At 65.1% G+C, this 25,884-nt stretch carries 25 protein-coding genes and 1 other RNA gene; 9 read left to right on the forward strand and 17 right to left on the reverse strand.

The features are described from left to right. Positions 1-97: 97 nt before the first annotated feature. Together A5645_RS24500 and A5645_RS24505 are read left to right on the forward strand one after the other, a co-directional pair. Positions 98-904: an SDR family oxidoreductase gene (locus tag A5645_RS24500; protein ID WP_065131365.1), complete on the forward strand. Its 807-nt coding sequence runs from the start codon at positions 98-100 to the stop codon at positions 902-904. A 71-nt stretch (positions 905-975) separates the two neighbouring features. After that, positions 976-1,869, forward strand: coding sequence for a helix-turn-helix transcriptional regulator (locus A5645_RS24505; protein WP_065131366.1), 894 nt, complete (start codon positions 976-978; stop codon positions 1,867-1,869). A 2-nt stretch (positions 1,870-1,871) separates the two neighbouring features. Here A5645_RS24505 and A5645_RS24510 read toward each other — a convergent pair whose 3' ends face one another. From A5645_RS24510 to A5645_RS24525, 4 genes are all read right to left on the reverse strand, one after another. Then, positions 1,872-2,213 (reverse strand): hypothetical protein, encoded by a 342-nt coding sequence (locus A5645_RS24510; protein ID WP_065131367.1) that lies wholly within the window; start codon positions 2,211-2,213, stop codon positions 1,872-1,874. Positions 2,214-2,254: 41 nt separating this feature from the next. Next, positions 2,255-5,404 (reverse strand): bifunctional cytochrome P450/NADPH--P450 reductase, encoded by a 3,150-nt coding sequence (locus A5645_RS24515; protein ID WP_065131409.1) that lies wholly within the window; start codon positions 5,402-5,404, stop codon positions 2,255-2,257. A 216-nt stretch (positions 5,405-5,620) separates the two neighbouring features. Further along, positions 5,621-6,385: a PE family protein gene (locus A5645_RS24520; RefSeq protein WP_172830602.1), complete on the reverse strand. Its 765-nt coding sequence runs from the start codon at positions 6,383-6,385 to the stop codon at positions 5,621-5,623. A gap of 125 nt (positions 6,386-6,510) precedes the next feature. Continuing rightward, a complete protein-coding gene (locus tag A5645_RS24525) occupies positions 6,511-7,314 on the reverse strand; it encodes a crotonase/enoyl-CoA hydratase family protein (protein WP_065131369.1) in 804 nt (267 codons plus the stop codon). A gap of 100 nt (positions 7,315-7,414) precedes the next feature. Here A5645_RS24525 and A5645_RS27410 point away from each other — a divergent pair, with 100 nt between their 5' ends. Both A5645_RS27410 and A5645_RS24535 read left to right on the forward strand, forming a co-directional pair. Then, entirely contained in the window at positions 7,415-7,726 is a 312-nt protein-coding gene (locus A5645_RS27410) for a hypothetical protein (RefSeq protein WP_081288548.1), read from the forward strand. 173 nt (positions 7,727-7,899) lie between these two features. After that, positions 7,900-8,985 (forward strand): SDR family oxidoreductase, encoded by a 1,086-nt coding sequence (locus tag A5645_RS24535; RefSeq protein ID WP_216638340.1) that lies wholly within the window; start codon positions 7,900-7,902, stop codon positions 8,983-8,985. Positions 8,986-9,077: 92 nt separating this feature from the next. On the opposite strand, the gene A5645_RS24540 is transcribed toward A5645_RS24535, so the two are convergent. Next, a complete protein-coding gene (locus A5645_RS24540) occupies positions 9,078-9,914 on the reverse strand; it encodes a DUF1206 domain-containing protein (RefSeq protein ID WP_172830603.1) in 837 nt (278 codons plus the stop codon). Between the two features lie 612 nt (positions 9,915-10,526). On the opposite strand from A5645_RS24540, the gene A5645_RS24550 reads away from it, so the two are divergent. Further along, positions 10,527-11,318 carry a phosphatidylethanolamine N-methyltransferase family domain-containing protein gene (locus tag A5645_RS24550; RefSeq protein WP_065131372.1) on the forward strand — a complete coding sequence of 264 codons (792 nt, stop codon included), beginning with the start codon at positions 10,527-10,529 and terminating at the stop codon, positions 11,316-11,318. A gap of 94 nt (positions 11,319-11,412) precedes the next feature. On the opposite strand, the gene A5645_RS24555 is transcribed toward A5645_RS24550, so the two are convergent. The 10 genes from A5645_RS24555 to prfB all read right to left on the reverse strand — a co-directional run bounded on the left by A5645_RS24555 (position 11,413) and on the right by prfB (position 19,184). Then, a complete protein-coding gene (locus tag A5645_RS24555) occupies positions 11,413-11,787 on the reverse strand; it encodes an FKBP-type peptidyl-prolyl cis-trans isomerase (RefSeq protein ID WP_065131411.1) in 375 nt (124 codons plus the stop codon). Positions 11,788-11,940: 153 nt separating this feature from the next. Further along, positions 11,941-12,308, reverse strand: a transfer-messenger RNA (tmRNA) gene (ssrA, locus tag A5645_RS24560). A gap of 209 nt (positions 12,309-12,517) precedes the next feature. Further along, positions 12,518-13,480, reverse strand: a complete 963-nt coding sequence (locus A5645_RS24565; RefSeq protein WP_065036506.1) for a hypothetical protein — start codon at positions 13,478-13,480, stop codon at positions 12,518-12,520. Between the two features lie 149 nt (positions 13,481-13,629). Continuing rightward, the gene (locus A5645_RS24570; protein WP_065036505.1) at positions 13,630-14,475 is read right to left on the reverse strand and encodes a maleylpyruvate isomerase family mycothiol-dependent enzyme; all 846 of its coding nucleotides are present in this window, start codon (positions 14,473-14,475) and stop codon (positions 13,630-13,632) included. A 22-nt stretch (positions 14,476-14,497) separates the two neighbouring features. Beyond that, positions 14,498-14,983: an SsrA-binding protein SmpB gene (smpB, locus tag A5645_RS24575; RefSeq protein WP_065036504.1), complete on the reverse strand. Its 486-nt coding sequence runs from the start codon at positions 14,981-14,983 to the stop codon at positions 14,498-14,500. 2 nt (positions 14,984-14,985) lie between these two features. Then, positions 14,986-15,888 carry a permease-like cell division protein FtsX gene (gene ftsX, locus A5645_RS24580; protein WP_065036503.1) on the reverse strand — a complete coding sequence of 301 codons (903 nt, stop codon included), beginning with the start codon at positions 15,886-15,888 and terminating at the stop codon, positions 14,986-14,988. Next, positions 15,889-16,578 carry a cell division ATP-binding protein FtsE gene (ftsE, locus tag A5645_RS24585; RefSeq protein WP_065036517.1) on the reverse strand — a complete coding sequence of 230 codons (690 nt, stop codon included), beginning with the start codon at positions 16,576-16,578 and terminating at the stop codon, positions 15,889-15,891. Between the two features lie 44 nt (positions 16,579-16,622). Further along, positions 16,623-17,081, reverse strand: a complete 459-nt coding sequence (locus A5645_RS27415; protein WP_081288550.1) for an Rv3103c family proline-rich protein — start codon at positions 17,079-17,081, stop codon at positions 16,623-16,625. Continuing rightward, positions 17,078-18,079 carry a mechanosensitive ion channel family protein gene (locus A5645_RS24590; protein ID WP_081288551.1) on the reverse strand — a complete coding sequence of 334 codons (1,002 nt, stop codon included), beginning with the start codon at positions 18,077-18,079 and terminating at the stop codon, positions 17,078-17,080. Before A5645_RS24590 ends, A5645_RS27415 begins: the two co-directional genes overlap by 4 nt. Next, complete coding sequence (gene prfB, locus A5645_RS24595) at positions 18,069-19,184, reverse strand: peptide chain release factor 2 (RefSeq protein WP_065036502.1); 1,116 nt, start codon at positions 19,182-19,184, stop codon at positions 18,069-18,071. The genes A5645_RS24590 and prfB overlap by 11 nt, the downstream gene beginning before the upstream one ends. Before the next feature lie 109 nt (positions 19,185-19,293). Here prfB and A5645_RS24600 point away from each other — a divergent pair, with 109 nt between their 5' ends. Next, positions 19,294-20,652 (forward strand): FAD-dependent oxidoreductase, encoded by a 1,359-nt coding sequence (locus A5645_RS24600; RefSeq protein WP_065036501.1) that lies wholly within the window; start codon positions 19,294-19,296, stop codon positions 20,650-20,652. Here A5645_RS24600 and A5645_RS24605 read toward each other — a convergent pair whose 3' ends face one another. Both A5645_RS24605 and A5645_RS24610 read right to left on the reverse strand, forming a co-directional pair. After that, positions 20,653-22,239, reverse strand: a complete 1,587-nt coding sequence (locus tag A5645_RS24605) for an FAD-binding oxidoreductase (protein WP_065131373.1) — start codon at positions 22,237-22,239, stop codon at positions 20,653-20,655. Between the two features lie 9 nt (positions 22,240-22,248). Beyond that, positions 22,249-22,452 (reverse strand): hypothetical protein, encoded by a 204-nt coding sequence (locus tag A5645_RS24610; protein ID WP_036353626.1) that lies wholly within the window; start codon positions 22,450-22,452, stop codon positions 22,249-22,251. A 90-nt stretch (positions 22,453-22,542) separates the two neighbouring features. Here A5645_RS24610 and A5645_RS24615 point away from each other — a divergent pair, with 90 nt between their 5' ends. The 3 genes from A5645_RS24615 to A5645_RS24625 all read left to right on the forward strand — a co-directional run bounded on the left by A5645_RS24615 (position 22,543) and on the right by A5645_RS24625 (position 25,881). Then, positions 22,543-23,637 (forward strand): acyl-CoA dehydrogenase family protein, encoded by a 1,095-nt coding sequence (locus A5645_RS24615; protein WP_065131374.1) that lies wholly within the window; start codon positions 22,543-22,545, stop codon positions 23,635-23,637. Position 23,638: 1 nt separating this feature from the next. Beyond that, a complete protein-coding gene (locus A5645_RS24620; RefSeq protein ID WP_065131375.1) occupies positions 23,639-24,826 on the forward strand; it encodes an acyl-CoA dehydrogenase family protein in 1,188 nt (395 codons plus the stop codon). A gap of 83 nt (positions 24,827-24,909) precedes the next feature. Further along, the gene (locus A5645_RS24625; protein ID WP_065131412.1) at positions 24,910-25,881 is read left to right on the forward strand and encodes an Acg family FMN-binding oxidoreductase; all 972 of its coding nucleotides are present in this window, start codon (positions 24,910-24,912) and stop codon (positions 25,879-25,881) included. Positions 25,882-25,884: the final 3 nt, after the last annotated feature.

Below are 25,884 nucleotides of genomic sequence, written 5' to 3' on the forward strand. Positions count from 1 at the left end.
GTATCGCCAGAGTCTCCCGGACGTCCGAAATGCCGGTCAGCCTGGTTGAGTCGGGGAGCCTGGTCGGCGCATGGCACCACTGAAGGAACGGAGACCAATGACGAACAACCAAACGACAACTCACACCGAGCTTTTCGATCTGAGCGGGAAGTGCGCACTAGTCACCGGCGGCACCAGAGGCATTGGGATGATGATCGCGGGTGGCCTTCTCCGCGCGGGCGCCCGCGTCGTCATCAGCTCACGCAAAGCAGACGCGTGCGCCCAGGCGCAGCGTTTACTGTCTGAATTCGGCGACGTTCAAGCAATCCCGGCCGACCTGTCCAGACAAGACGAGTGTCAACGCCTCGCTGATCTGGTCACGGTTGACTCGGACCGCTTGGACATCCTCGTCAACAACGCAGGAGCGATGTGGCGCGAACCGCTGGCGACGTTCCCGGACGAGGCCTGGGACATAGTGATCGACCTCAACCTCAAGTCACCGTTCTGGCTGGTGCAGGCGCTGCTCCCCGCACTTCGCAGGGCGGGCACCGCCGATGACCCCGCGCGAATCATCAACATCGGCAGTATTGCCGCCATCCACGTCGCCGCGTCGCCCAACTACTCGTACGCCAGCAGCAAGGCGGCACTGCATCAACTCACCAGAGTGCTTGCCAGAGAACTCGGCCCACAGCACGTCACGGTGAACGCGGTAGCACCGGGGGTGTTTCCATCGCAAATGATGGCATCCACCCTCGATGCCGTCGGCGACACGATCGCGGCGGGGGCTCCGCTGCGCCGGCTCGGCCGCAACGATGACATGGCGGGCATTGCCGTGTTTCTCGCCAGCCGAGCTGGGTCCTACCTCACCGGCACCATCATCCCGGTAGACGGCGGCGTCGCGACGACCGCAACGGGTACCCCCTAGACGTTCCGCGTGAATTCGCGGGGTACCCGCGGTGCCTCCCTCAGCCTGCCGGACACACTTACGGTGGGGAGATGGCCACGATGGATCTACGCGCCGACATCCGGGAGTTTTTGAGCTCGCGTCGCGCCCGTATCGCACCCGAGCAGGCGGGCCTTCCTGCTTACGGCGGCAATCGTCGGGTCAAAGGTCTGCGTCGCGAAGAGGTAGCGCTACTGGCAGGAGTATCAGTCGACTATTACGTGCGCATGGAGCGCGGTAGCCTCGCTGGTGCCTCCGATGGCGTGCTCAACGGGTTGGCCTCGGCGCTGCAACTCGACGAAGCCGAGCGCGACCACCTGTTCCACCTCGCGAGGCAATCCCGGGCACGCGGCGGCTCGCGGCGGCGCAGGCCTGCCGCGACGGTGCGCTCGACACTGCAGCAGGTACTCGACGCCTTCTCTGATGCGCCGGCCTGGATTCGTAACGGACGTTATGACGTACTCGCCATGAATCAACTTGCGCGTGCGCTGTATTCACCCGTGCTGGCCGACCCGCGACGACCCGCGAACACTGCGCGGTTCGTCTATCTGAATCCCGAGGCGGCCAGAGATTTCTTTGTCGATTACGATCAGCTTGCCGCTGACGCGGCCGCGAAACTACGTATGGAAGCCGGCCGAAATCCGCACGACGAGGAGCTGATAACCCTAGTCGGCGAACTGTCAACGTGCAGTGAGCTATTCCGGGAGCGGTGGGCATCTCAGGACGTGCGGCTGCAGCGCTCCGGGCGCAAGCGGGTGCACCATCCAATCGTGGGCCAGCTCGACTTGGACGTCGAATCCTTTGAACTGCCGGCGGATCCCGGCCTGCACCTCAACGTCTACACTGCGCCCGCGGGCACCCCGACCGCTGACGGTCTGGCGCTCCTGGCGTCGTGGGCGGCCACTCAACAGAGGCTGGCGACCGAGCTCGAAGCACCTAGCGGATAGTGTCAGGGCCAGCCTCGGCCACCCAGCCACAGCGGCGGTTCCTGGTCGTTGTACATGCTGTTGGGCCGCCATCGCTGTCTGTGCATCAGCCGACCGGCGTGGTGTTCGGCCACGTCCTTCAGGTACTCGACGTCGTCGCTGGTCCACGGGTGCTGGCCGGTGCCGTCCAACCACCATCTCGGTTGGCCGTCCTGCTCGTAGCGGGTTATCCGGTAGCGCCAGGCGACGTGCCTTCCCTTGGCGTCAAGCTGCCAGTCCAGCAGCCGCGGGCGGATGGCCTCGGGTGTCGGCTCGACGTATTCCCGAGGGTAGGTGATCCGGATCTCGGCGAACTCACCGCCCATGAATCAACTCTAGTGGAAGTGGCAATGTGCTGGAACGGCTTTCACCCGGCCCACACGTCCTCGACGTAATGGTCGGATTCGATGAGTCCGTTCAGCCACTGGCGGGCCTGACCGTCGTCGGCCCCCGTCCGCGCCCGATAGATGTCGAGGAACGAACCGCGCACGGCCGGCGCCATCCGCGCACCGTCACCGCACACATAGACGTGGGCGTCCTTGGCCGGGTCGCCCAACAGGTTCCACACGTCATCGGCGTCCGCGGCGATCCGGTCCTGGACGTAGCGAACACCGTCTTGCGGCGCGCGCGAGAACGCCGGGCGCATCTGCACGATGCCGATGGCTTCGGCCTGCTCGAACCGCTCACGGAAGATGTAATCGACCTCCGGGTCACGCACTCCGAAGAAGCAGAGCGCGGGCTCCACCGGGGCTCCCGCGCGCTGTGCGGCAAGTCGGTCACCCAGGAAACCCAGGAACGGTGCGACGCCGGTGCCGGCACTGACCAGGATGACGTTCTTGGCCGGATCGGCACCGGCCCGAAACGCCTGACGGGCCGGATCGACGCGGGCCCGGATCGTTTGTCCGGGTTGAACTGTCGCGAGGTAGTTGGAAGCGACCCCTTTGAACAGGCCGCGCCCGGATCGGGCCGGCGCGTCGAGCACACTGACGACCAGTCCTACCGTGCGTGGTGACAGCATCGACGACGATGCGATGGAATAGTGCCTCGGCACCATGGGGTCGAGCAGTTCCAGAAGCTCAGCACCGGTGAGCACGCAAGCCGGATACTCGTTGAGGCATTCCAGCACGCTGAGGGGGCAGCCGTCCGGGGCCTCGGCCAGTTCGGCGAGCCGTTGGTGTTCGGCAGTATTGCTGTTGGCCGCCGCGAGACGGCGTAATTGACTGCTGGTCACGGGTTTCTGCAGTTCCACGAAGTGGGTGAGCAGTTCCCGGACACTGACCTCCCGATCCAGTGCGATGAGTCGTCTTGAGCTGCGCCGAGGGTTGATCGCGAGCCGCAGTCCAGGGTCGAGGCCAAGTTGGGTCAAAACGGTGTCGACGACCTCGGGCGGGTTGTCGGCCATCACCGTGAGGTGATCACCGGTGCGGTAGTCGAGGCCGTCCGGAAGCTCTACGCGGACATAGGTTTTGGCTTGACCCAGCCCAGGGCTGACCAGTTCGGTTCTCTCGACGACGGTCATTGGGATCACCGCCGACCGCGCGTCCATCGCCGCCGTGACCGGTCCGATGATCCGGCGCAACTCGTAGAGCGGTTCGGCCCCGTCCGTGACCGGCGCGGCGTTGGGGTCACCAAAACGTTCGGCCAGCGCCGACCACAGTGCGGCGGCGAACTCCTCAATCGCACCGACCATGTCCCCCGAGGTATCGGCCGCGGCCAGCGGGACCAATCGGTTGGCGTGCAGCTCCCCGAGCCGCTTGTCGATGCGCCGCGGAACCGCCTGGTAGGTGTCTGCCCAGTTGTGGTCACCCACACCGAGGACCGCGACGTTGGGTGTCGGGTTCAGCGCGGTATCGGCGTCGAGCAGCCAGGTGAGGAAGGCCCGCGCATCGTCGGTCGGTTGTCCGTTGTAGGACGATGCGATGATCAGGATGGCCTCGGCTTCCGGGAAACCACCGACAGCGTCGTCGAGTGGCGCCACCGTGACACTGCATCCCAAAGCCGCTGCATCGCCGTCGAATTGACGGGCTAGTGCGCGGCAAGTGCCGAGGTTTGAGCCGTGCAGGATCGCGAGTCGGGTGCCGGCCGTGATCGCCGTTGGTTGTTGCGCTGTGCTCTGTGTACCGGCAGCAGCGCCGGGTGTGTCGGTCCTACGGTCCTGCGGGGTGCGCCGGAGGACATCGAGACGGAATCCAACCGCTCGGCGGCTGTTCGGAGTCTCCCACTGCGGCACATAGTGGTAGGTGTCGATGAGGCGGTAGCGATGGATAACCCGGGCCAGCGCCATGGCCGCCTCATGTAGCGCGAATTGCCGCCCGATGCATGATCGTGCTCCCGTTCCGAAGGGCTTGAACAACGCGCTCGGCCTGGCCGCCGAGCGTTCGGGAGCGAACCGGTCGGGATCGAACAGCTCGACGTTGTCGCCCCACTGCGGCTGGCGGTGCAATGCGCCGGTGAGCACCGTGACCGCCTCGCCGCGCTTGATCGGGTACTTGTCACCGATCACTGTGTCTTCCAGCGCCATTCGGTCGAAATGCAGCACCGGTGGGGATAGCCGCAGGGTTTCCTCGATGATCTGCCGCAAGTAGGTCAGCTTGCCGATGTCGTCGTAGCCCGGCAGATAGTCGTCGTTGGTTCCGAAAACGGTGTCCACCTCGGCCTGCACCCGGCGCAGCACGGCCGGATCACTGACGATGTTGTAGAGCGCGTTCGGCATCAACTCCGATGTGGTGAGCTGACCGGCGATCAGAAAGGTCAGGATCTGATTGCGGATGTTGTCGATCTCGAGCACGGGATTGCCGTCCGGATCCTGTTGCAGCATCAGCGCAAGCAGATCCTCGGACTCATGACCAACGAATCTGTGCTCGGCTATCAACCCGTCGATGAAGGTGTACAGCCTAGCCATTTCTTCGTTGAAGACCGGCGTTGGCGCGTCAAATGCCAACTCCCCCAGGGCTCTTGTAAAGCTCTGCGGGATCGGAGCCAGGCCGGAACACTCGAAGGAGTCAAACCGCGAACCGAATCCCGCGAGCGCCACGGTGTCCATGGCCAGCTTCTGCAGGTCATTGGACACATCCACCGGCCCTATTCCAACGCTGGCATCCCACCGGTCGATCAGCTTGCAGTTGATGTCCAGCATCGCGTCGTGATAGGCGCGCAAGCCGGCGTAACTGAAACCCGGCAGCAGGACATCATGGGCGCGTTGCCAATTGGGTTCGCCGTGGTAAGCCGTGAACAAACCGTCACCGGCCAAGGGCCTGACCCGGGCGAGAGTTGCCGTGAGGTTTTTGGCGAAGCGGCTTTCGTCGCACAGCTCTGTGACGAGGTCCAGCGAGCACGCGTAGAGCTTTCTTATGCCGCCGTTGAAATCCGCATAGAACAGCGGGCCGTGCAATTCACCGAGTAAGTCCACGGCCAAAGCGCGGGGCCGGCCGATCAATTTGTCCGGGCCGGGCAGGGACCCTTCCGCCGACGGGACGCCGGGAAGGTCCGGCGGCGCGGACACCTGAAACTCGCTCATGTCGGGCAGCATAGGTTTCGACGCGACGGCCTGGTTCGCGATCCGCGAATGTCTTCTGTCGCGCGGCCAACTACGTGGCAGGACCGCTTCGGCGCCTTTCCCCCGGATCCGCATTTCGACATGGAAGAAGGGGCTTCCTCACCCAGCGCGAGCAGGCGCAGAATCGCATAGAAACCGCGGGTTTCATGCGATTCTGCGTCTGCTCGCCGGGGAGAATTACAAGAAAAACAATGGCGAAAGCAGCAGTGCAAGAGCTACCGACGGCGCATCGGTTTGCACCTCGGTAATGATGCCGCCGACCTCAAATGGCATCGGAACGGTAACCGGTGCCTGGCCCGCAAATTGGCCTCCGAAAGTCACCGTCGCCGTCATGGGCTGGATAGGGGCCAGCACACCGCCGAAGGGAATGTTCAGCGCCAGCGACACACCCGGAACATTCGACGGCAGGGGTACCGAGACCAAGTTCTGGCCGTAGAGGAACGCGCTCCCGAGGTTGGGGCCGACGTCGCGAAGCGCGGAAATGGCCGCGTCCGAATTTCCCGCCAGCACCGCGTTGAAAAATGTTGTCCCGCTTTGCCCGAGCGCGCCCGCTGACGTTATCACCGGGCCGATGGCATCGAGCGGAAGCTCGATGCCATCGGCTTCGGCGCCGAGCAGCGCGCCCAGCAAGCCGTCGCCGTAGAACTGCGTGATTTCACTGGAGGCGGCGGCATGCGTGTTGACGATCTCGGTGCTCAGATAGGAGTTCGCGCCGGCGTTCAGCAGGTTGACGAACTGGCTGTGGTACGCCGCCACCTGGGCGCTGACGGATTGATATTCCTGCGCTTGGGTGTTCAGTAAGGAGGTGATTGCCGCCGATACCTCGTCAGCGGCCGGGGCCGACATCCCGACGATTGCGGTAGCCGCCGCGGCGTTGGCCGCGCTGATTGTCGAGCCGAGGTAATCCAATCCCTCGACCGCCTTGGCGATGATGTCGGGCACGACGTTGACAAACGACATAGCTGCCGTCGTCCTCTCTGTTGGTGTTGGCCTGCCTTTCTCCAACACTTCCTAGAGGGCGCCATTGGCTACCGATCCCAACGATGGCTGTCTCCGCGGTCACCCCGCTATGCGGGATCGGTGAAAACCGGTTTCTCCCCGGACATTCCGGCGACCACCGCCGCGATCTGGTTGGGCGTGCCGATCAGCCCGGTCTGCAGCACGGATTCGAGCTCGAGCGCGGCCGCGGCGTCGTTACTGACCCAGGTTTCGTCGTATAGGCGTTTGGCGGCGCGGATGGCGTCGGGTGACTTCGATGCGATCTCGCCCGCGAGCTCCTGCGCCGCCGACAGCGGATCCGCGGCCGTCCGGGTCACCAAGCCGAGCTCGGAACCCTCGCTGCCGGAAACGATGCGGCCAGTGAACGTCAGCTCTTTCGCGACGTCGATCGGCAGCACCCTCGGCAGCGTCTGCGTGATGCCCATGTCGGGGACCAGTCCCCACTTGATCTCCAGGATGCTCAGCCTCGCGTCCGGGGCAGCGATCCGGATGTCTGCGCCGAGCGCGATCTGCATGCCGCCGCCGAAGCAGTTGCCGTGGATCGCGGCAATGACCGGCGCCGGTACCAGCGACCAGTCATAGCTCACGCGTTGGGCGAGGTTGGCCGGGTGGTCCCCGTCTCGGGACAGCAGGACACCCGTGCCGCGTTCGCCGCTCATGAAACTTGCGACGTCCAAACCAGAGCAGAAGCTCTTGCCCTCGCCGTGCAGTACAACCGCGCGGACCGACGCGTCACCTGCCAGCTGCGCCGCGGCGCTCACCAAGCCTTCGAACATGGCTTGGTCGAGGGCATTGTGCTTGTCGGCGCGCACCATCGTCACCGTCGCCACGCCGTTGTCGGCAATCCGCACCCGGACTCTGTCTTCGCTCACGAGTAGCAATCTATCGCGGCGGCTTCAGCGCACCGACGCAAGAGTTCCGCAAGCCGTCGCGCGCACGCTGGCGTTACCGACCATTAGAGAGATCAGAACCATGAACGGACGAATCGCGGCATTGGCTTCCGCTGCGTTGGCTAGCTGTGGTTTGGGGCTGGCGGCTCCCGCCCAGGCTGGACCCCTACCGCCGCACACGTGGTGCCCAGGCAATTCCATGGTGTACTCCCGCTACGACATGTCGTCGGGGCCGGGGGTCGCCTACCAGTGGGACATGAACGTCTGCCACACGTGGTTCTGGGTGCAGAACTCGGCCGGCAACGTTCCATACAAGGGTGAGCTGCCAAGCGATGTGTGGGACGGCGAAAACCCGCCGCCCGTAAAACAGGATTCGTGCGACTTCTGCTGGTAGGCAACGGCTTTCAGTAACATCATCGGACCGCAATGCCGAATTGCGGAGCCGCCTGGGCTGGCGCCAGGAGACAGGGGCGGTTGCAGAGATGAACAAGACAACCTCATCTGGTCATACGCTATGGGGCGGCACGTAGAACGTGGTCGCCGGACCCGCCAGAGAGGAACACCCACATGAGCGCATCACCGACGGCGATCAACCCGGACGCGCCAGTGCTTGTCACCGGCGCCAGCGGTTACATCGGCAGCTGGATCGTCCGACTGCTCCTCGAAGCGGGACGCACGGTACACGGCACGGTGCGCAACCCGCAGAAGCCGTCAGGTTTGGAGCATCTGCACAAGCTCTCGGACGATCATCCCGGACGACTCCGACTGTTCAAAGCGGACCTGCTCGATGCCGGCAGCTTCGACGAGGCCATGGCCGGCTGCGAACTCGTCATGCACACCGCATCGCCGTTTCTGCTCTCCGGGTACAAGGATGCGCAGGAGGCGCTGGTGCGCCCGGCTCTGGAGGGCACCCGCAACGTGCTGGACTCGGTCAACCGCACGCATTCCGTCAAACGCGTGGTGCTGACCAGCAGCGTGGTGGCGATCTACGGCGATGCCTGCGAATCACGCGATCTTCCCGGCGGTGTCTTCACCCCCGAACACTGGAACACCACCAGCAGCGTCGACCACCAGCCGTACCCGTATTCCAAGACGGTCGCCGAGCGGGAGGCGTGGCGCTACGTCCAGGAGCAGGACCGCTGGGACATGGTCACCATCCACCCCGGCATGGTGCTCGGCCCCGCACTGACCAGTGCCAGCGACTCGGCCAGCTTGAGCACGATGAAGCAGTTCACCGACGGAACCCTGCTCACCGGAGCTCCCGCGTTGACCATGGGGGTGGTGGACGTGCGCGATGTGGCCGATGCTCACCTACGTGCCGGCTTCACCCCCGAGGCGCACGGCCGCTACATAGTTAACGCGGATTCGGTGACGCTGCTGCAGATCGGCAAGATCCTGCGTCGCCAGTACGGGCCGCTCTACCCGTTCCCCAGGACTACGGCACCCAAGGTGATGGTGAAGGCCGTCGCACCCGTTGTCGGGCTGACGCGGAAGTTCATCGACCGCAACGTGGGCTACCCACTGAAATTCGACAACAGCCGCAGCCGAGACGAGCTGGGACTGACGTATCGGCCCGTCGAGCAGACGGTCAACGAACACTTCCAGCAGATGCTCGATGACGGTGTGGTCCGGCGCCGGCCCGGGGGGCGCTGAGCGGCTGGATTGCGTACCTGATTACGGGGTAAACCCGTGACTCGCACCGACTCTCGAAGCCCGTGTAACGCGCTGTTTGTCTGCAATCAGCACTAGGTGGCGGGGCGGTAGCGCGCCTCGGCGAACGAGAACAAACCGTAGGCGAACAATCCGACGGCGATCAGCCAAAGGACCACCTGCCCCCAGCCCTGGCCGGCGAGTTCGGCCAACAGCCCGGACAATCCCTTGGCGTTCGTCGGGTCGAAAGTCAGGGCGGCGATGACGAAGAAGAACCCGACACCGATGGCCACCAGTCCACTGCCCACGTACCCGGCCCGCCCCAGCGCTTCGATGACCTTTCGCTTGTCCTGACTCAGCGCTCCGGTGCGCTTCATGAAGCCGCGGTTGATGGCGTGCTTGTAGATTTCATAACCACCGAAGCCGATTGCGGCGAGGCCGACGATCAGCACGATCCACCGTCCGCCGGGCAGGCCCATGACCACCCCGGCGGCATGCTGCTGGCCGTCGCCACCACCGCCACCACTGGGGACCGCGCCGGCATCGCCGCCCCAGTTCCCGATGAGGACAGACAGCGACGCCAGCGCCGCACCGCTGTAGAGAACGCCCTTGCCCGCGTACTTGGCCCGATCGCTGCCGTCCGACCCTTCGATCGGATCACCCGAGACGGCCTGGCTGAATTTCCACACCACCAACGCGATCAGAGCCACCGTCAAGGCGATCAGCAGGAACTTGCCGAAGGGCGCCTGCGCGACCGTTTGGATCGCCCCAGCCTTACTAGCGCCTTCCGAGGAGCCATCACCCATAGCTACCTTGATCGCAAGGAAACCCAGGAGCACGTACAGCGCTCCCTTGCCTATCAGACCGACCCGCGCCACTTTGGATCTGACGTCGCCCGCATGGCTTTGTGCACTGACAGTAGCTCTGCTCATCGCGTACTCGCCTTCGTCTAGTGGACCGCTGTGTAATAAGCAGTTACCCACCGCGGGGCCGGGCGATGCGCAAACGCGACCATTCATCTTTGGTCAGCGGTACACGAGCTTCGACGCGATGGAACGCGGTCAGCCCGTCGCGAGCGCCGGCCGAGCCTGCGATCTAGGCCGCCCCATCCTGCAGAGCGCTATGTCCCGGCGTCTCGTTCGGATGAACCACCTTCGCCCGGATCTCGCCCGGCAGCTCGCTCGCTCCGACGATTCTCAATGAGTTGCCCAATGACGCTGTCGGCGTCGCTATCGGGGAGCCCGAACTCCTCGCAGGCCGAGCGGATCTCGGCCTCGGTGAACATCGGCACGGGCTCCTTCTCCCCCCAGCCCCAGTTGGGTCGGTCGGTGTTCAACGGAACTTCACAGCCACCGATGGCTCCTTCGGATGTCGTGCGACTTTACGACCAAGATATGCGCCTGGTCTGCGTGAGGTCTTTTTGGGAGACTCCGCCCGCCGACGCCTCCCCTGCCCTGCCGATCGCGTACTGATAAAAGTTGTTCTACTGCGGCGAGCATGATCGCCCGACACGCTCGACGATGTCAGCTCTCGAAGGGAGCTCGATGAACTGGTACACCGGCAACGCCACTTACGACACCGTCGTGACGATAGGTCTGGCTATCGCGGCCTTGGTGATCATCGGCGGCTTGTTCCGGCAGAGTCCCTACGGCCGATTCGGGGCCACGGCGCGCGGAGTGAATCTGAATCCGAAGCTCGGCTGGTGGCTCATGGAAATACCCGCAACCGTGGTGTTCGGCATTTTCTACCTCATAGGGCCGTGCCGATTCGACGCCACACCGCTGGTGCTCGCGGCCATCTGGCTGATGCATTACGGCAACCGAGGTTGGTTCTTTCCATTGTCGATCAGACAGGTGCCAGGCAAACGCGGCAGCTTCAATATCGTCGTGCTCGCCTTCGGGATGGTGATCACCACGATGCACGGCTACCTCAACGGCGCGTTCTTCAGCCATGACTACAAACATCAGTACACCGTCGGTTGGTTGACCGATCCACGGTTTCTTGCCGGGCTGGTCGTGTACCTCGGCGGATTCATCCTCCTGGTCCGGTCGGAGTCGATCGTGCGCAACCTGCGCGATAAGGCGAACCCTGGCGCGACCGAGTACAAGATCCCGTACGGCGCGGGGTTCCGCTGCGTCACCAGCCCGGCATATCTGGGCGAGCTGATCGCGTGGGCCGGGTTCGCCCTGCTGACCTGGTCCCTGGCCGGGGTAATCATTTTGCTGATCACGGCAGGCAACTTGGTGCCGCGGGCGTTCGCCACTCACAAGTGGTATCAGGACAAGTTTCCCGATTATCCACCCGAGCGAAAAGCGTTGATACCCGGGCTGATTTGAATAGGTCGAAGCGGTCGTCACCCGCTTGACAACGCTGGATACGCGCTTGTCGGCCGTCAATCTGACAGAGTCAGAGGGCCAGTCCTGGTCGTAGCTACTTCACCTCAAGCAGGTCCACCACAAAGATCAGGGACTCGCCGGGCTTGATGACGCCACCGGCACCACGCTCACCGTAGGCGAGGTGGGCGGGGATGAGCAGCTGACGGCGACCGCCTACCTTCATGCCCTGCACGCCCTGGTCCCAGCCCTGGATGACCTGGCCGACGCCGAGTCGGAACGTCAACGGCTCACCGCGGTTATACGAAGCGTCGAATTCCTCGCCGGTGGAGTGGGCCACACCGACGTAGTGCACGACCACCGTGTTACCGGAGGTGGCCTCCGCGCCGTCGCCCTCGACCACGTCGGTGATGACCAGGTCGGTGGGCGGCTCCCCGCCGGGGAAATCGATCTCGGGTTTCTGTGCAGTCATGCTCACCACATTGGCAGATGCTCGCCGGTGGTGTTGCCGACGGGGTGGTTTCAAGAGAGCCGCTAGCGCGCCATCCTCGAAACATCGTCAGCCGCGCGGTCGGCGTGAGTGCCACGTGGTCGGCAGCCACGGTTGCAGTCCCCTGCGTGGCACTGGTGGAGCTGCCGGGAATCGAACCCGGGTCCTACGGCATTCCCTCAAGGCTTCTCCGTGCGCAGTTCGCTATGTCTCTGCTCGGATCTCCTGGTCACGCGAACAAGCCAGGATGACGATCCCAGTCGCTGTTGGTGTCCCGATGAGTCCCGCGACCGAACTCATCGGTGGATCCCTCTAAATGACGCCAGGGTCCGGGTCGAGGGCTTTCCCGGTCTGACGGACTTGCTGTCGCTTAGGCAGCGAGAGCGAAGTCGCGCTGAGTGTTCTCGGCGCTTAATTGGTTGCAACGACGCTTACGGTGGTCTCTTGCCTGCACCGGCACGCTTCCCTTGATTCGATGCGCGAAGTCGAAACCGTTCAGCCCCTCGCATCCCCGCCGAACTTCTCGGCAGGACAACCCATGGTACGCCCCTGCCAACGACGGGCAACGTATTTATCTTCCAGCATGTATCCAGCTAAGCCGAATGCCCCCGGCCTGGTGACCGGGGGCATTCGACAAGCCGTCGGGCGTGGGCCTGGCGGCGGCATCGAGGGCGATTTCTCTACCGAAGCCGCACGCTCGGCGAGCCGCAGGCTAGCTGATGCCGACGGCCTCCTTGGCAATCGCGGCGACGCGGGTCTGCGCAGCGGAGATGATGCGCTGCCGCTCCTTGTGCGCCTCTTCGTAAGCGATGATGACGCGGACGTCGCGCGGCGAGTCCAGATCCTTGATCGCGGCCACGGCGTCGTTGACGTTGAGGTCGTCGTAGTTCTTGATCGGCAACTCGCTGGCGTCCAGAACACCCACCGACTCGCGACCCGAGTGCAGCGCGTCCGCAGTGCGGTCCGCGCCCTCGTTGCGGGTGACTCGCTCCGCGGCCCGCAGCGCGGCGTTCTGCGACGCAGAGACGGCCTTCGCGGCGATCTCGCTGGCGTTGCCACCACGCTCGACCAACTCCTTGAACGCCGGACCCGCATTGCGCAGGGTCTCGACCGCACGGTCGATGCCGCGCGCCGACCAGGTCACCGGCAAGTTGACGAACTTCACCGCGGTGCCGGCGGCCATCTGTACCGGGGTGCGACGCAGGGCGGCCGGACCGCCCAGCGCGTCCTCGGCCAGCACGGTGGTCAGCCAGTCGACGGTGGCCGAGTGCGCGGTGATCAGGCGGGTAGCCAACGCCTCGACGTCCTTGTTCTTCGCGGCAACGGCCAGCGCCTTGGTGTAGCGGGCGCGGTCCAGCAGCTGGTCCTCGAGTGCCAGGTCACCCAGCAACGCCTCATCGAACGGCTCGGCCTGTTCGGTCAGCGCCTTGACCGCAGCAGCGGCGCGGCCCAGGAATGGACCGATCACATCCGGGTAGCCGCCCAGCTCCCGAATCGCAGACTGGATGGCCTCGGCACGCTCGCGACCGTTCTCAGCATTCTGCGTGAGCTCGCGGCGCACCGCCTCGGTGCGAGCCTGGGCCACACGGGTTTCGGCGATCTGAATTTCGGTGTTGGTGAGATCGAGCAGAGTGCGAAGCTGCGCGAGCAATCTGGTCGTATCCGGTGAAGTCATTATTGTTTGGCCTCCTAAGGCTTCCGTCGTGTAGTGGCGCGAAGCGCGCCTGTACTACTTCGGCTACCCATCCCCCTGGCCACATCAACATCTGCCGCGATCTTGTGACATAGATCGCTTTGCAGGGCGCGAGCAAACGAATTAGGCCGTCAGATCACGAAATTCAGATGCTTGACGATCCGGTCGGCCACGTCTTGATCACCCTCGAATGCGATGTCTTGGCTGCGCCGGGGGCACAACGGACGCCCGCCGGCAAGCCTGGTGAACTGCAGTGCATCGACGCGAATGGTCGTCGTCGGCTCCTGTCCGCCGAAGTCGTCCACCAACTGCGCGCGGCCGTTGACGGCGACCCGCATCTGCCGGGCCAACGGGCCGGTCAGGTCGATGAGGACCCGCGAACCGTCCGGGGTCCCCGCGCGCTTGCCCACGACGAACCCCATCGATGTCGCGATTTCCGCGAGAGACAGTCGCGCCGCGGGCCCGATCAGATCTTCGTCGGTCGACGGTCGCTCCAGGCCGACGCGGATGTCCTGTTCGTGCATCCAGCAATCGAACACCCGGATCCGCATGAACCGCCCGTAGCTGTCGGGGCCGGCGGGAGTGACGCCTACCGCGTTCCACTCGTCGAGGGACATGTCTTCGAGCACTTTGCGGCGCGTTCCGGTCACCTTGCGGAACCGCTCGAGCACGGCGGCACCGGTCTGGTTGCTCAGATGCCGTACCCAGCACTCGTTCATCACGCCGATGTCATTGCGCACGTGATCGAGCGCCGCCACGTCGATGTCGGGTGCGGGCGGGCTGATGCCCTGCAGGAACGACTCGGTGCCGATGATGTGTGACACGACGGCCTGCACGTCCCAGCCGGCCAGCGCGCTGGGCGCCCGCCAGTCGGCCTCGGACAACCCGCCCAGCAATTCATCGAGTTGATCCCACACCGTGAACAGGCCCGTCAGGACTTCGGACTTATCGAGCAGCGTTACCGGACGGTCAGCCATGTTCGGATAGTAGGCCTTTCGGTCAGCCCATACCCTTGGCTCGGCGCCCGAGTTCCCTGATCACCTCACGCTGGGCGTCGCGGCGGGCCAAGTCCTGGCGTTTGTCGTGCGCTTGCTTGCCGCGGGCCAAAGCCAGCTCGACCTTGACCTTGCCGTCGTAGAAGTACATCGACAACGGCACCAGCGCGTAGTTGCCCTCGCGGATTTTGCCGATCAGCGCGTCGATCTGGCGCCGGTGCAACAGCAGCTTGCGGTTGCGTCGTGGCTCATGGTTCGTCCAGCTGCCGTGCCGGTACTCCGGGATGTGCACGTTGCGCAGCCAGATCTCGCCGTCGTCGACCGTGGCGAACGCGTCGACCAGCGAGGCGTGCCCTTCGCGCAGGCTCTTGACCTCGGTGCCCTGCAACGCGACACCGGCCTCGAAGACCTCGAGGATCGAGTAGTTGTGCCGCGCCTTGCGATTGCTTGCGATGATTTTCCGGCCGTCGCCGCGCGACTTGGTCGCCACCGCTACCGCCGGATGTAGATGCGCAGCGTCGCGTACGCGGTCAACCCCGACATCGCCACGCCGAGCAACAGCAGGATCGGCGAGATATAGAGGATGTCGGCGTAGTCGACCCTGGCGATCAGGTTGGCTTGATAGAACTCGTTCAGCGCATTGTCCAAGAACAATGCCCTCACCAGGATCAGGCCAGCGATCGCAATGCCGACACCGATAGTTGCCGCGAGCGTCGCCTCCACCAGGAACGGCAGCTGGGTGTACCAGCGACTCGCGCCGACCAGCCGCATGATGCCGATCTCGGTGCGACGGGTGTAGGCCGCGACCTGAACCATGTTGGCGATCAACAGAATCGCCCCGACCGCTTGGACCAGAGCGACGGCGAAGGCCGCATTGCTCAGCCCGTTCAGCACGGCGAACAGCCGGTCGATCAACTCCTTCTGGTTCAGCACCGACTGCACACCGGGCTGGGGCGGCGGCCCCATCATCTCGGCGTCAAAGTCCTTGTGCTGCTCGGGGTTGTTGAGCTTGACGATGAACGACGCCGGGAAGGAGTCCTTGCCCGCCACGTCCTTGTACTGCGGGAACTTGCGGATCGCGTCGTCATAAGCCTGCTGACGGTTCAGGAACCGCACCGACTTGACGTCCTGTCGCTTCTCGATCTTCTCCCGCAGCGCCTTGCACGGATTGTCGCTACAAGTCGGATCGTTGGCGGAGACATCGTCGGTCAGGAACACCTGCGTCTCGACCCGGTCCAGGTAAATGGCCCGAGAGTTCTCGGCCAGCCGCACTACCAGTAATCCGCCACCGAACAGACCGATCGAGATGGCCGTCGTCAGGATCATCGCGATCGTCATGGTGACGTTGCGACGAAATCCGGTGAGGACCTCGTTGAGTAGGAATCCGAAGCGCACTTAGCGATCCATCCCGTAGACGCCACGCTGTTCGTCGCGAACCAGCCTGCCCAGTGACAACTCGACCACACGCTGGCGCATCGCGTCCACAATGTGATGGTCGTGCGTCGCCATCAGCACGGTGGTCCCGGTGCGGTTGATCCGCTCCAACAGATCCATGATGTCCTTACTGGTGTCTGGGTCGAGGTTGCCGGTGGGCTCGTCGGCCAGCAGCACCAGCGGCCGGTTGACGTACGCGCGGGCGATCGCCACCCGCTGTTGCTCACCACCGGACAGTTCGTGCGGCAATCGGTTCGCTTTGCCCGACAGGCCGACCGTTTCGAGCACTTCGGGCACCACCCGGTTGATCGCGTCGGTGCGCCGGCCGATGACCTCCAGCGCGAAGGCCACGTTGTCGTACACCGTCTTCTGCTGCAACAGCCGGAAGTCCTGGAAGACGCACCCGATCACCTGACGCAGCTTCGGCACGTTGCGGCCGCGCAACTTGTTGACGTGGAACTTCGACACCCGGATGTCGCCGGATGTCGGTGATTCCGCCGCCAGCAGCAGCCGCATGAACGTCGACTTGCCCGAACCCGACGGACCGATGAGGAAAACGAACTCACCCTTGTCGATCTTGACGTTGATGTCATCCAAGGCCGGACGGGCCGACGATTTGTACTGCTTGGTGACATGTTCCAGGGTGATCATCACGGCACGCCAGTGTAGCGGGGTGTTTCGCTGAGCCGCGAAACTCAGCGGCCGGGAGCCGGCAAACCGGGCAGCGGGGGCGGCGCCGGTGATGGGTTCGGACTGGGCGTTGACGTCGGCGTGCAGAACGGCGGGATGCACGGCAACTGGATCAACGGCGTGGTTGTCGTTGTGGTGGTGGTCGGCGGCGGCGTCGTTGTGGGGGTCGGTGTGCGCGTCGGAGTGGGCGTGGGCGTCGCGTTGTTGGGCTGTTGCACCCGGGTGCGCGGCACCCAGGTGTAGTTGGGGTCGGGCACGAATCCCGGCGGGACCACCTGAGACGGCGGCGTAGTGCTCCGCGGCTCCTCGCGTGGGCTGTAGGTCTCGTAGGTCCACCACAGCGCGAGGAACGCGACGATCAGCACCAGCGTCGACGTACGGACGCGGCCGCCGAACAGGTGGCTGGGTGCGCGCCGCTCCTCTTTGTCGCGGCGCTTGTGCAGCAGGTTGAGGTCCAACTTCATCGCTGCGCCACCGAACCCTTGTCCGCGCCGGTCTCCTCACTGCGCTCGGTGTCGGGAACGCCGCCGTCATCGACGACGCCGACCGTGGCATCGGCGGCGGTGACGATGCCGGCGCGGGCCAGGGCGCGAATGACCAGCACCCGCAACTGTCGCCCGGCCTCGAACTGCTTGCCGGGCAGCGTGCGCGCAACCAGGCGCAGGGTGACGGTGTTGAGTTCGATGCTCTCCACACCCATCACGGTCGGGGCATCGAGCAGCAACTCGCCCAGCACGGCGTCATCGCGGGCGTGCTCACACTCCTGGTGCAGGACCTCGTTGACCCGGTTCAGGTCGGCGCTGGTCGAGACCGGAATGTCGACCACCGCGCGCGCCCAGTCCTTGGACAGGTTGATCGTCTTGACGATCGAGCCATTGGGAATGGTGAACAGCTCACCGTCCGACGATCGGAGTCGGGTGACCCGCAGCGTCACGTTCTCCACGGTGCCGCGCGCCTCGGCCGCGATGCCGGAGACCGTCAGCGACACCAGGTCACCGAAGCCGTACTGCCGCTCGACGATGATGAAGAACCCCGACAGCAAGTCCTTGACCAGCTGCTGGGCGCCGAAACCCAGGGCGGCGCCGACGACGGTCGCGGGCGCGACGAGCCCGCCCACCGAGAACTGCAGCACGTTGCTGATCTGCATGATCACCACGATCGAGATCAGCACGATGGACACCCACGAGATCACCGACGCCACTGCTTGTCGGTGTTTGGTGGCCTCCGAGCGCACCAGCGCGTCGCTCTCAGTGAAGCCCTCGTCCAGTGAGCGGGTCACCCGTTGCGCAACCCAGTTGACGAACCTGGCGGCAAGCACCGCGGCGATGACCAGCATCGCGATCCGCAGACCCCGAGTAATGATCCACTCACCGATCTGGCCGCGCCAGAAGTCATGCCACCGCTGCGCCGCGGAGGCGATACCAAAGGCAGGGCCCGATAAAAGCACAGTGTTAGTCGTCATCTTTCCTGTTGCGCCACCGGATCCCTGCTTCCAGGAACCCGTCGATGTCTCCATCCAGTACGGCCGCAGGATTGCCTACCTCGTACTCGGTGCGCAGATCCTTGACCATCTGGTAGGGGTGCAGCACGTATGACCGCATCTGGTTTCCCCACGAGCTGCCGCCGTCGCCCTTCAAGGCGTCGAGCTCGGCGCGTTCCTCAGAACGCTTACGCTCCAACAACTTTGCCTGAAGTACCCGCAACGCCGAAACCTTATTCTGCAATTGCGACTTCTCGTTCTGGCAAGTGACGACGATACCGGTTGGGATGTGGGTGAGTCGAACCGCCGAGTCGGTGGTATTGACCGATTGGCCGCCCGGCCCACTCGATCGGTAGACGTCGACGCGGATGTCGCCTTCCGGGATGTCGATGTGGTCGGTGGTCTCCACCACCGGCAGCACCTCGACCTCCGCAAAGGAGGTCTGACGTCGGCTTTGGTTGTCGAACGGGCTGATCCGCACCAGCCGGTGGGTGCCCTGTTCCACCGACAGCGTGCCGTAGGCGAACGGCGCATGCACGGCGAAGGTGGCGCTCTTGATGCCGGCCTCTTCCGCATAAGAGGTGTCGAACACCTCGACCGGGTATTTGTGCTGTTCAGCCCAGCGGATGTACATCCGCATCAGCATCTCGGCCCAGTCGGCGGCGTCCACACCGCCGGCACCTGAGCGGATTGTGAGCAACGCCTCACGTTCGTCGTACTCGCCGGACAGCAAAGTGCGCACTTCGGTGGCCTCGATGTCGGCCCGCAACGACTTGAGTTCGGCGTCGGCTTCGGCCAGCGCATCGTCGGCGGCGGCGCCCTCTTCCTCGTCGGCCAGCTCGTAGAGCACCGGCAGGTCATCGAGGCGGCGGCGCAGTTCCTCGATACGGCGCAACTCCCCTTGCGCATGGGACAGTTCGCTGGTGACCCGCTGGGCGCGGTTCTGGTCGTCCCACAGCTTGGGGTCCGACGCTTCCTGTTCGAGCTTATCGATTCGACTCTTCAGACCGTCGACGTCCAGTACCCGTTCCACCGTGGTCAGGGTCGCGTCAAGGGCGGCGATATCTGCTTGACGGTCAAGTTCCACAGGCGCCCACGTTACCGTCAGCACCGTCTAGCATCAGAAACCATCAGTCGCACCCCCGGCTGCGACGCCCAGCCCAACGCGTCGCAACCGGCACGAATAGAAGGTCGGTATGCGTCCCTACCACGTCGCCATCATCGGCTCCGGTCCCTCGGGATTCTTCGCCGCCGCTTCCCTGCTCAAGGCCGCCGACGCGTCCGACGAGCTGGACGTGGCCGTCGACATGCTCGAGATGCTGCCCACCCCGTGGGGGCTGGTACGTTCCGGCGTGGCGCCCGACCACCCCAAGATCAAGTCGATCAGCAAACAGTTCGAGAAGACCGCCGCGGACCCGCGGTTCCGCTTTTTCGGCAACGTCGTCGTGGGTGAACACATCGAGGCCGTCGAACTCGCCGAGCAATACGACGCGGTGATCTACGCCGTCGGCGCGCAGTCGGACAAACCGCTCAACATTCCCGGTGAGGACCTGCCCGGCAGCATCTCCGCAGTCGACTTCGTGGGCTGGTACAACGCGCACCCCCATTTCGAGGAAAAGACACCGAATCTGTCCGGCGCCCGCGCGGTCGTGGTCGGCAACGGCAACGTGGCGATTGACGTTGCCCGCATCCTGGTCACCGATCCCGACGTCCTGGCGCAAACCGACATCGCCGACCATGCGCTGGAGTCGCTGCGGCCGTGCGGGGTCGACGAGGTGGTGATCATCGGCCGCCGCGGTCCGCTGCAGACGGCGTTCACCACGCTGGAGTTGCGTGAACTCGGGGAGCTCGAGGGTGTCGACGTGATCGTCGACCCGGCTCAGCTGGAGAACATCACCGAAGAGGAAGCCGAGGCGGCGGGCAAGACCACCAAGCTAAACATCAAGGTGCTGCGGGGCTACGCCGAACGCGCACCGCGCCCCAACCACCGCCGGATCGTGTTCCGTTTCTTGACCTCACCGATCGAGATCAAGGGCGGGGAGCGGGTCGAAAGCATTGTGCTGGGCCGCAACGAGCTGGTCACCGACGAAAGCGGATGGGTGTCGGCCAAGGACACCGGCGAGCGCGAGGAACTGCCGGTGCAACTCGTCGTCCGCTCGGTCGGCTACCGCGGCGTGCCGACCGCGGGCCTGCCGTTCGACGAGAAGCGGGGCACCATCCCGAACACGGACGGCCGCGTGGACGGCAGCCGCAATGAATACGTGGTCGGCTGGATCAAGCGCGGCCCTACCGGGGTGATCGGCACCAACAAGAAGGACTCGCAGGACACCGTCGACACGTTGCTCGCGGACCTGGCCGGCGCCGCCCTGTCGGACTTCCCCGCCGACCACGGCGACCGGCTCGCCGACTGGCTGGCCGAACGGCAGCCCAAAGTGGTCACCTCGGCGCACTGGGAGGCCATCGACCGGTTCGAGCGCGCGGCCGGCGAGCCGCACGGCCGGCCCCGCGTCAAGCTGCCCAACCTGGCCAAACTGCTGCACGTCGGACACGGCTGATCAGGGGTCGAATAACACCCCGGGGTTGAGGATCCCGGCCGGGTCCAGCGTGTGCTTGACCGCCCGCAGCGCCGCGGCGAACGGGCCGGGACGTTGCCGGTCATACCAGGGCCGGTGGTCGCGACCGACCGCGTGGTGGTGGGTGATGGTCCCTCCCGTGGCGCTGATCGCTTCGGAGACAGCGGCTTTCATCTCGTCCCACTGTGCGTCCAGGGATCCCCACCGGCCCGCGGCATAGATCCCGTAGTAGGGGGCGGGGCCGTCGGGATAGACGTGGGTGAACCGGCAGGTCACCACGCCGGCGCCGCAGACCCCCTCGATCGCGGCGCGGGCGGCACCGGTCACCGCGGCATGCAAGGTCTCGAATCCGTCCCAGGTGCAAGCGGTTTCGAAGGTCTCGGCGATGACGCCGCGACGCGCAAGGGCGTCCCGTTGGTAGGGCATGCGCAGGAACGCCGAGCGCCAGCTCTCCGAGGCGTCGACGGAACCCGCTTCTGCACTTTCGGAGTCGCGGTTACGGCGGGCGATGACGGTGCCGCCGTGGTCGGCGGCGATCTCGACGGCCCGGTTGAGCCACGGATCTATCGGGTGGTCCGCGGATTCGAAAGCGAGCACCAGCAATCCACCACCGACCGCGGTGCCCGCGTTCAATAAAGCCTCGGCCGGATCCAGCAGTCGGCAGTTCGCCGGGAACAGCCCGGCCTGGGCGATGACGCGGGTAGCGGTGACCGCGGCGGTCCAGTCCTGAAACGCCACCGACGCGGTTACCTGCCAGCGGGGCCGGTTCTGCAGCCGCATCCACGCCTCGGTGATGACGCCGAGGGTGCCTTCAGAGCCGACGAAGAGCCGATCCGGAGACGGCCCGGCACCCGAACCCGGCAGCCGACGGGATTCGCTGACCCCGGCCGGAGTGACCACCCGCACCGATTCGGTCAGATCGTCGATGTGGGTGTACAGGGTGGCGAAGTGCCCGCCGGCGCGGGTGGCGAGCCAACCGCCGAGGCTGGAAAAGGCGAACGACTGCGGAAAGTGGCGCAACGTCAGGTTGTGCCGGCGCAACTGGTCCTCGATCCAGGGCCCCAGTGCGCCAGCCTGGATCCGGGCAGCCCGACTGACCTGATCGACCTCGATCACCGCGCTCATGGCGCTGACGTCCAGCGTGATCGCCGGCGCCTCGAAGCGGGGTTCCACACCGCCCACCACGGAGCTGCCCCCGCCGTACGGAATGACCGAAATCCGTTCGCGAGTGCACCAATCCAGCACGTCGATGACGTCCTGTTCGCGGCGCGGCCGCACGATCAGGTCCGGAACATGGTCGAGTTTGCCCTGCAGATTGCGGGCGACGTCGCGAAATGCTTTGCCGCGCGCGTGACCCGCCCTATCGATGACCTGACTCGAGCACAGCGCCGCCAATGTTGCCGGCGGTGTGATCCGCGGGCCGGGCAGCCCAAGCGCACCGGGATCCGGCGGCCGGTGGTCAGTGAGGTCGTGACCGGGCAGCATCGCCGCCACGCGGGTCACCAACTCGTCCATCTCCTGCTGCGTGAGGGCCTGTTCGAGCGTGCCCCACCCCCACCACGAACGCATACCGGTGGGTCAGCGCTTGAGAACGACGAAGGCCCCGAAGGCGACCAGCAGCGCCAGCGCCAGCATGATGCCCCAGCCGGCACCGGCGAATATCCAGGTGACGGCGATCAGGGCCAGAAACGGGGACGCCGCGAAAAGCGCGATTCCCGGGTTCTGCCTGATCACTGCCAGCGCGCTCTTGGCCCGGATCGGGTCGATTTCCTTGCCTGCCATTCGTTCAGAATGCCAGGTGAGCGGCACAATGCAAGCCGGTCAAGCCGATCGGCGAGGATGAATGCGACAAGCCGAGAGGGGTGGCACCAAATGACCATCACTACCGACGAGCGCGCCGAGCTCCAGACGGCGGTTCGCGACCTGTTGCACGACCGCTGTACCGAGGCCGACGTACGGCGGGTCATCGGCACCGACGAGGGATTCGACCGCGAACTCTGGGGACTGCTGGCCGGGCAAGGTGTCACCGGCGTATTGGTCGACAGCGCATCCGGAGGCGTCGGCCTGGGCCCACTCGAGGTCGAGGCGATTGCCGAGGAGATCGGCGCGGCGCTGCTTCCCTCGCCGTGGTTGTCCAGTTCGGTGCTGACCGTCGCATTGATTCAGGCGGCCGGTTCCGAGGACGACAAGCGCCGGCTGCTCCCCGGTCTCGCGGACGGCACCAAGATCGGGACGGTCGCCAGCACCGGTCCGCGGGGCACCTGGACCGCGAATGACGTTGCGGTACAAGTTGATACCTCGGGTGTGTTGTCGGGCAGCGCCCACTACGTGACCTGGGGGCACGTCGCCGACGTCGTACTGGTGGCAGCCGACACGGGAGACGGCATCGGCGTATTCGAAGTGGCTCCGGATGCCGCAGGACTAACCCATTGCGCTGAAACGGTTTTCGATCCCACCGTGCGACTGTCGACGTTCACCTTCGACAACACTCCCGCGCGACGGCTGGGCACCGCGGGCTGGGGAGCCGTCCAGGAAGCGCTGGACATGGCCGTGCTTGCGCTCTCCGGTGAACAGGTCGGCGGCTCCCGCCGGATCTTCGACATCACCGTCGAATACCTCAAGACACGCATCCAATTCGGCCGGGTGATCGGCAGTTTCCAGGCACTCAAACACATGGCCGCCGATCTGCTGCTGGAAAACGAGTCGGCGATGTCGGCCGCCCACCATGCGGCCGCGATGATGGCGGCGCGGAGCGACAAGGCCGAGGGCGCGCTGGCGTTGGCCGGATTCGTGTGCGCCGAGACCTATGAGTCCACCGCCATGCAGGCCATTCAGATGCACGGCGGCATCGGCTTTACCTGGGAGCACCCCGCGCACCTGTTTGTGCGCCGGGCGCGTACCGGCATGCAATTGTTCGGCCCCTCGGCGGTATACCGGGAACGCTACCTCGTTTCGAAAGGCGCCTGACATGTCATTGCCCACTGTCGAGGAACTGCGTTCGGAAGTCCGGGACTGGCTGCAGCAGAACTGGACGGGACTGCCCAAACATGACGACCCGTGGAGCAGTTCGCCGGAACGCATCGCCTGGCTGCAGCGGGTCCTGGACGCGGGATACGCGGTACCGACCTATCCCACCGAATGGTTCGGCCGCGGGTATCCCAACGATCTCGCAGCTCACATCCGGCGGGAGTTCACCGCCGTCAAGGCGCCCGGGGCGGGGCAGGACAAATACAACATTGCGGCCAACACGATTCTGAAGCTTGGCTCAGCCACGCTGAAGCAACAACTGCTGCGGGATTTCCTGACCGAGCGGGCCCGCACTTGCCTGCTCTACAGCGAGCCCGGCGCGGGTTCCGATCTCGCGGGTGTACGCACCACGGCGGTGCGCGACGGCGACCACTGGGTGGTCAACGGGCAGAAGGTGTGGACGTCGGGCGCGCAGACCGCGGAGTACGCGCTGCTGATCGCCCGCACCGACTGGGACGCACCAAAACACAAGGGACTCAGCTTTTTCCTGCTGCCGATGAAGCAACCGGGGATCGACGTCAGGCCGCTGGTCCAGATCACCGGCGAGTCCCATTTCAACGAGGTGTTCATCACCGATGCGCTCGTGCCCGACGACCATCTGCTCGGCGCCGAGGGCGGCGGCTGGCGCGCGTTGCAGACCGCACTGGCCTATGAACGGTCCATCATGGGGGACACCGGCCGCGCCTCGCGCAATCGGTCACGGGCGGATGACCTGATCGCACTGGCGCGCGCGCACGGCCGGCTCGATGATGCCGCGGTCCGGCGTTCGCTGACGGAGGTGTTGGCCCTGCGAGAACTCAACGCGCTCAACAACGCCCGCGCCAAGGCCAGCACCGAGCAGGGGACGTCCAGTTCGATCATGTCGCTGGGCAAGCTGGCGATGTCGCGGATCCTGCACGCCGAGGCGCGGCTGAAGACCGAGCTGATCGGCGCGGCGGCGCTACTGGCCGGCCGGGACAACCCGGAGTCCGACGACGTCAATTTCCTTGCGCTGAACGCGTTTTTCACCTCGATCGGTGGCGGCACCGACCAGATCCAGCGCAACATCATCGGGGAAAGAGTCCTCGGTCTGCCCAAGGAACCAGAAGCCGACCGCGATATCCCCTTCCGCCAAGCCCGCCGGAATTGACCGCACACGCCGCGCCCGGTGAGGACCGAAGTCCCTATCGGTCCGCAACGGACCTCCGTAACGTCGTAGTCGTGGACAAGAACGTGCTGCAGAACGCGGTGCTGTTGGCTTGCCGGGCACCGTCGGTGCACAACAGCCAGCCGTGGCGCTGGGTGGCCGAGGGCAACGAGGTGCACCTGTTCGTCGATCGCAGCCGAACCGTGCCCGCCACAGACGATTCCGGACGCGAAACGCTGATCAGTTGCGGTGTGGCACTGGATCACCTCCGCGTCGCCATGACCGCCGCGGGCTGGCGCGCGGGCACCGCCCGCTTCCCCAACCCCAACAATCGCGATCACCTGGCCACGCTCGAATTCAGGCCGATCGACCAGGTCACGGCGGCCCAACGCGATCGCGCGGGCGCCATCCTGCAGCGCCGCACCGATCGGCTGCCGTTCGACCGACCCGTCTACTGGAACCAGTTCGAAACGGTGCTGCGCAGCACCCTCGACGACGAGGCCGTGACCCTGGACGTCCTCGACGACGAGAAACGACCGCGCCTGGTGCAGGCGTCCCAGCTCAGCGAGGCACTGCGCCGCGACGATGCGTCCTATCATGCCGAACTCGATTGGTGGACTTCGCCCTTCGTGTTGTCGGACGGCATGCCGCCGTCCGCGCTGGCGTCGGACAGCGAGCGGCTGCGGGTGGATGTGGCCCGGGACTTTCCGGTGCGCGGTCACCAGGACCGGCGCCCCGAAATCGCGACGGACTGGTCGAAGATCCTGGTGCTGTCGACGCCGGAGGACACCCGCGCCGACATCCTCAGATGTGGTGAAACACTTTCCAAGGTGCTGCTGGAATGCACCATGGCCGGAATGGCGACCTGCACGCTGACCCACCTGATTGAAGCGAGCGGCAGCCGTGACATCGTGCGCGACCTGATCGGTGGGCGCGGCGAACCCCAAGTTCTGATCCGCGTGGGGATCACGCCGGTGATGGAAGCGATCGAGCCCCCGACACCACGCCGACCCTTGGACACCGTCCTGGAATTCCGCGAACCGTCACGAGAAAGGTGACCC

It is taken from the genome of Mycobacterium asiaticum (genome assembly GCF_001673635.1).
GTDB lineage: Bacteria > Actinomycetota > Actinomycetes > Mycobacteriales > Mycobacteriaceae > Mycobacterium > Mycobacterium asiaticum_C.

Coding starts and splice junctions, on each gene's coding strand:
- A5645_RS24590 (WP_081288551.1), bottom strand. CDS start 18,079: ATGACGACTAACACTGTGCTTTTATCGGGCCCTGCCTTTGGTATCGCC.
- A5645_RS24565 (WP_065036506.1), bottom strand. CDS start 13,480: ATGACTTCACCGGATACGACCAGATTGCTCGCGCAGCTTCGCACTCTG.
- ftsE (WP_065036517.1), bottom strand. CDS start 16,578: ATGATCACCCTGGAACATGTCACCAAGCAGTACAAATCGTCGGCCCGT.
- A5645_RS24600 (WP_065036501.1), top strand. CDS start 19,294: ATGCGTCCCTACCACGTCGCCATCATCGGCTCCGGTCCCTCGGGATTC.
- A5645_RS24570 (WP_065036505.1), bottom strand. CDS start 14,475: ATGGCTGACCGTCCGGTAACGCTGCTCGATAAGTCCGAAGTCCTGACG.
- A5645_RS24615 (WP_065131374.1), top strand. CDS start 22,543: ATGACCATCACTACCGACGAGCGCGCCGAGCTCCAGACGGCGGTTCGC.
- A5645_RS24535 (WP_216638340.1), top strand. CDS start 7,900: ATGAGCGCATCACCGACGGCGATCAACCCGGACGCGCCAGTGCTTGTC.
- A5645_RS24540 (WP_172830603.1), bottom strand. CDS start 9,914: ATGAGCAGAGCTACTGTCAGTGCACAAAGCCATGCGGGCGACGTCAGA.
- A5645_RS24555 (WP_065131411.1), bottom strand. CDS start 11,787: ATGACTGCACAGAAACCCGAGATCGATTTCCCCGGCGGGGAGCCGCCC.
- A5645_RS24550 (WP_065131372.1), top strand. CDS start 10,527: ATGAACTGGTACACCGGCAACGCCACTTACGACACCGTCGTGACGATA.
- A5645_RS24510 (WP_065131367.1), bottom strand. CDS start 2,213: ATGGGCGGTGAGTTCGCCGAGATCCGGATCACCTACCCTCGGGAATAC.
- A5645_RS24620 (WP_065131375.1), top strand. CDS start 23,639: ATGTCATTGCCCACTGTCGAGGAACTGCGTTCGGAAGTCCGGGACTGG.
- A5645_RS24505 (WP_065131366.1), top strand. CDS start 976: ATGGCCACGATGGATCTACGCGCCGACATCCGGGAGTTTTTGAGCTCG.
- A5645_RS24605 (WP_065131373.1), bottom strand. CDS start 22,239: ATGCGTTCGTGGTGGGGGTGGGGCACGCTCGAACAGGCCCTCACGCAG.
- A5645_RS24610 (WP_036353626.1), bottom strand. CDS start 22,452: ATGGCAGGCAAGGAAATCGACCCGATCCGGGCCAAGAGCGCGCTGGCA.
- A5645_RS27415 (WP_081288550.1), bottom strand. CDS start 17,081: ATGAAGTTGGACCTCAACCTGCTGCACAAGCGCCGCGACAAAGAGGAG.
- A5645_RS24515 (WP_065131409.1), bottom strand. CDS start 5,404: ATGAGCGAGTTTCAGGTGTCCGCGCCGCCGGACCTTCCCGGCGTCCCG.
- A5645_RS27410 (WP_081288548.1), top strand. CDS start 7,415: ATGAACGGACGAATCGCGGCATTGGCTTCCGCTGCGTTGGCTAGCTGT.
- A5645_RS24500 (WP_065131365.1), top strand. CDS start 98: ATGACGAACAACCAAACGACAACTCACACCGAGCTTTTCGATCTGAGC.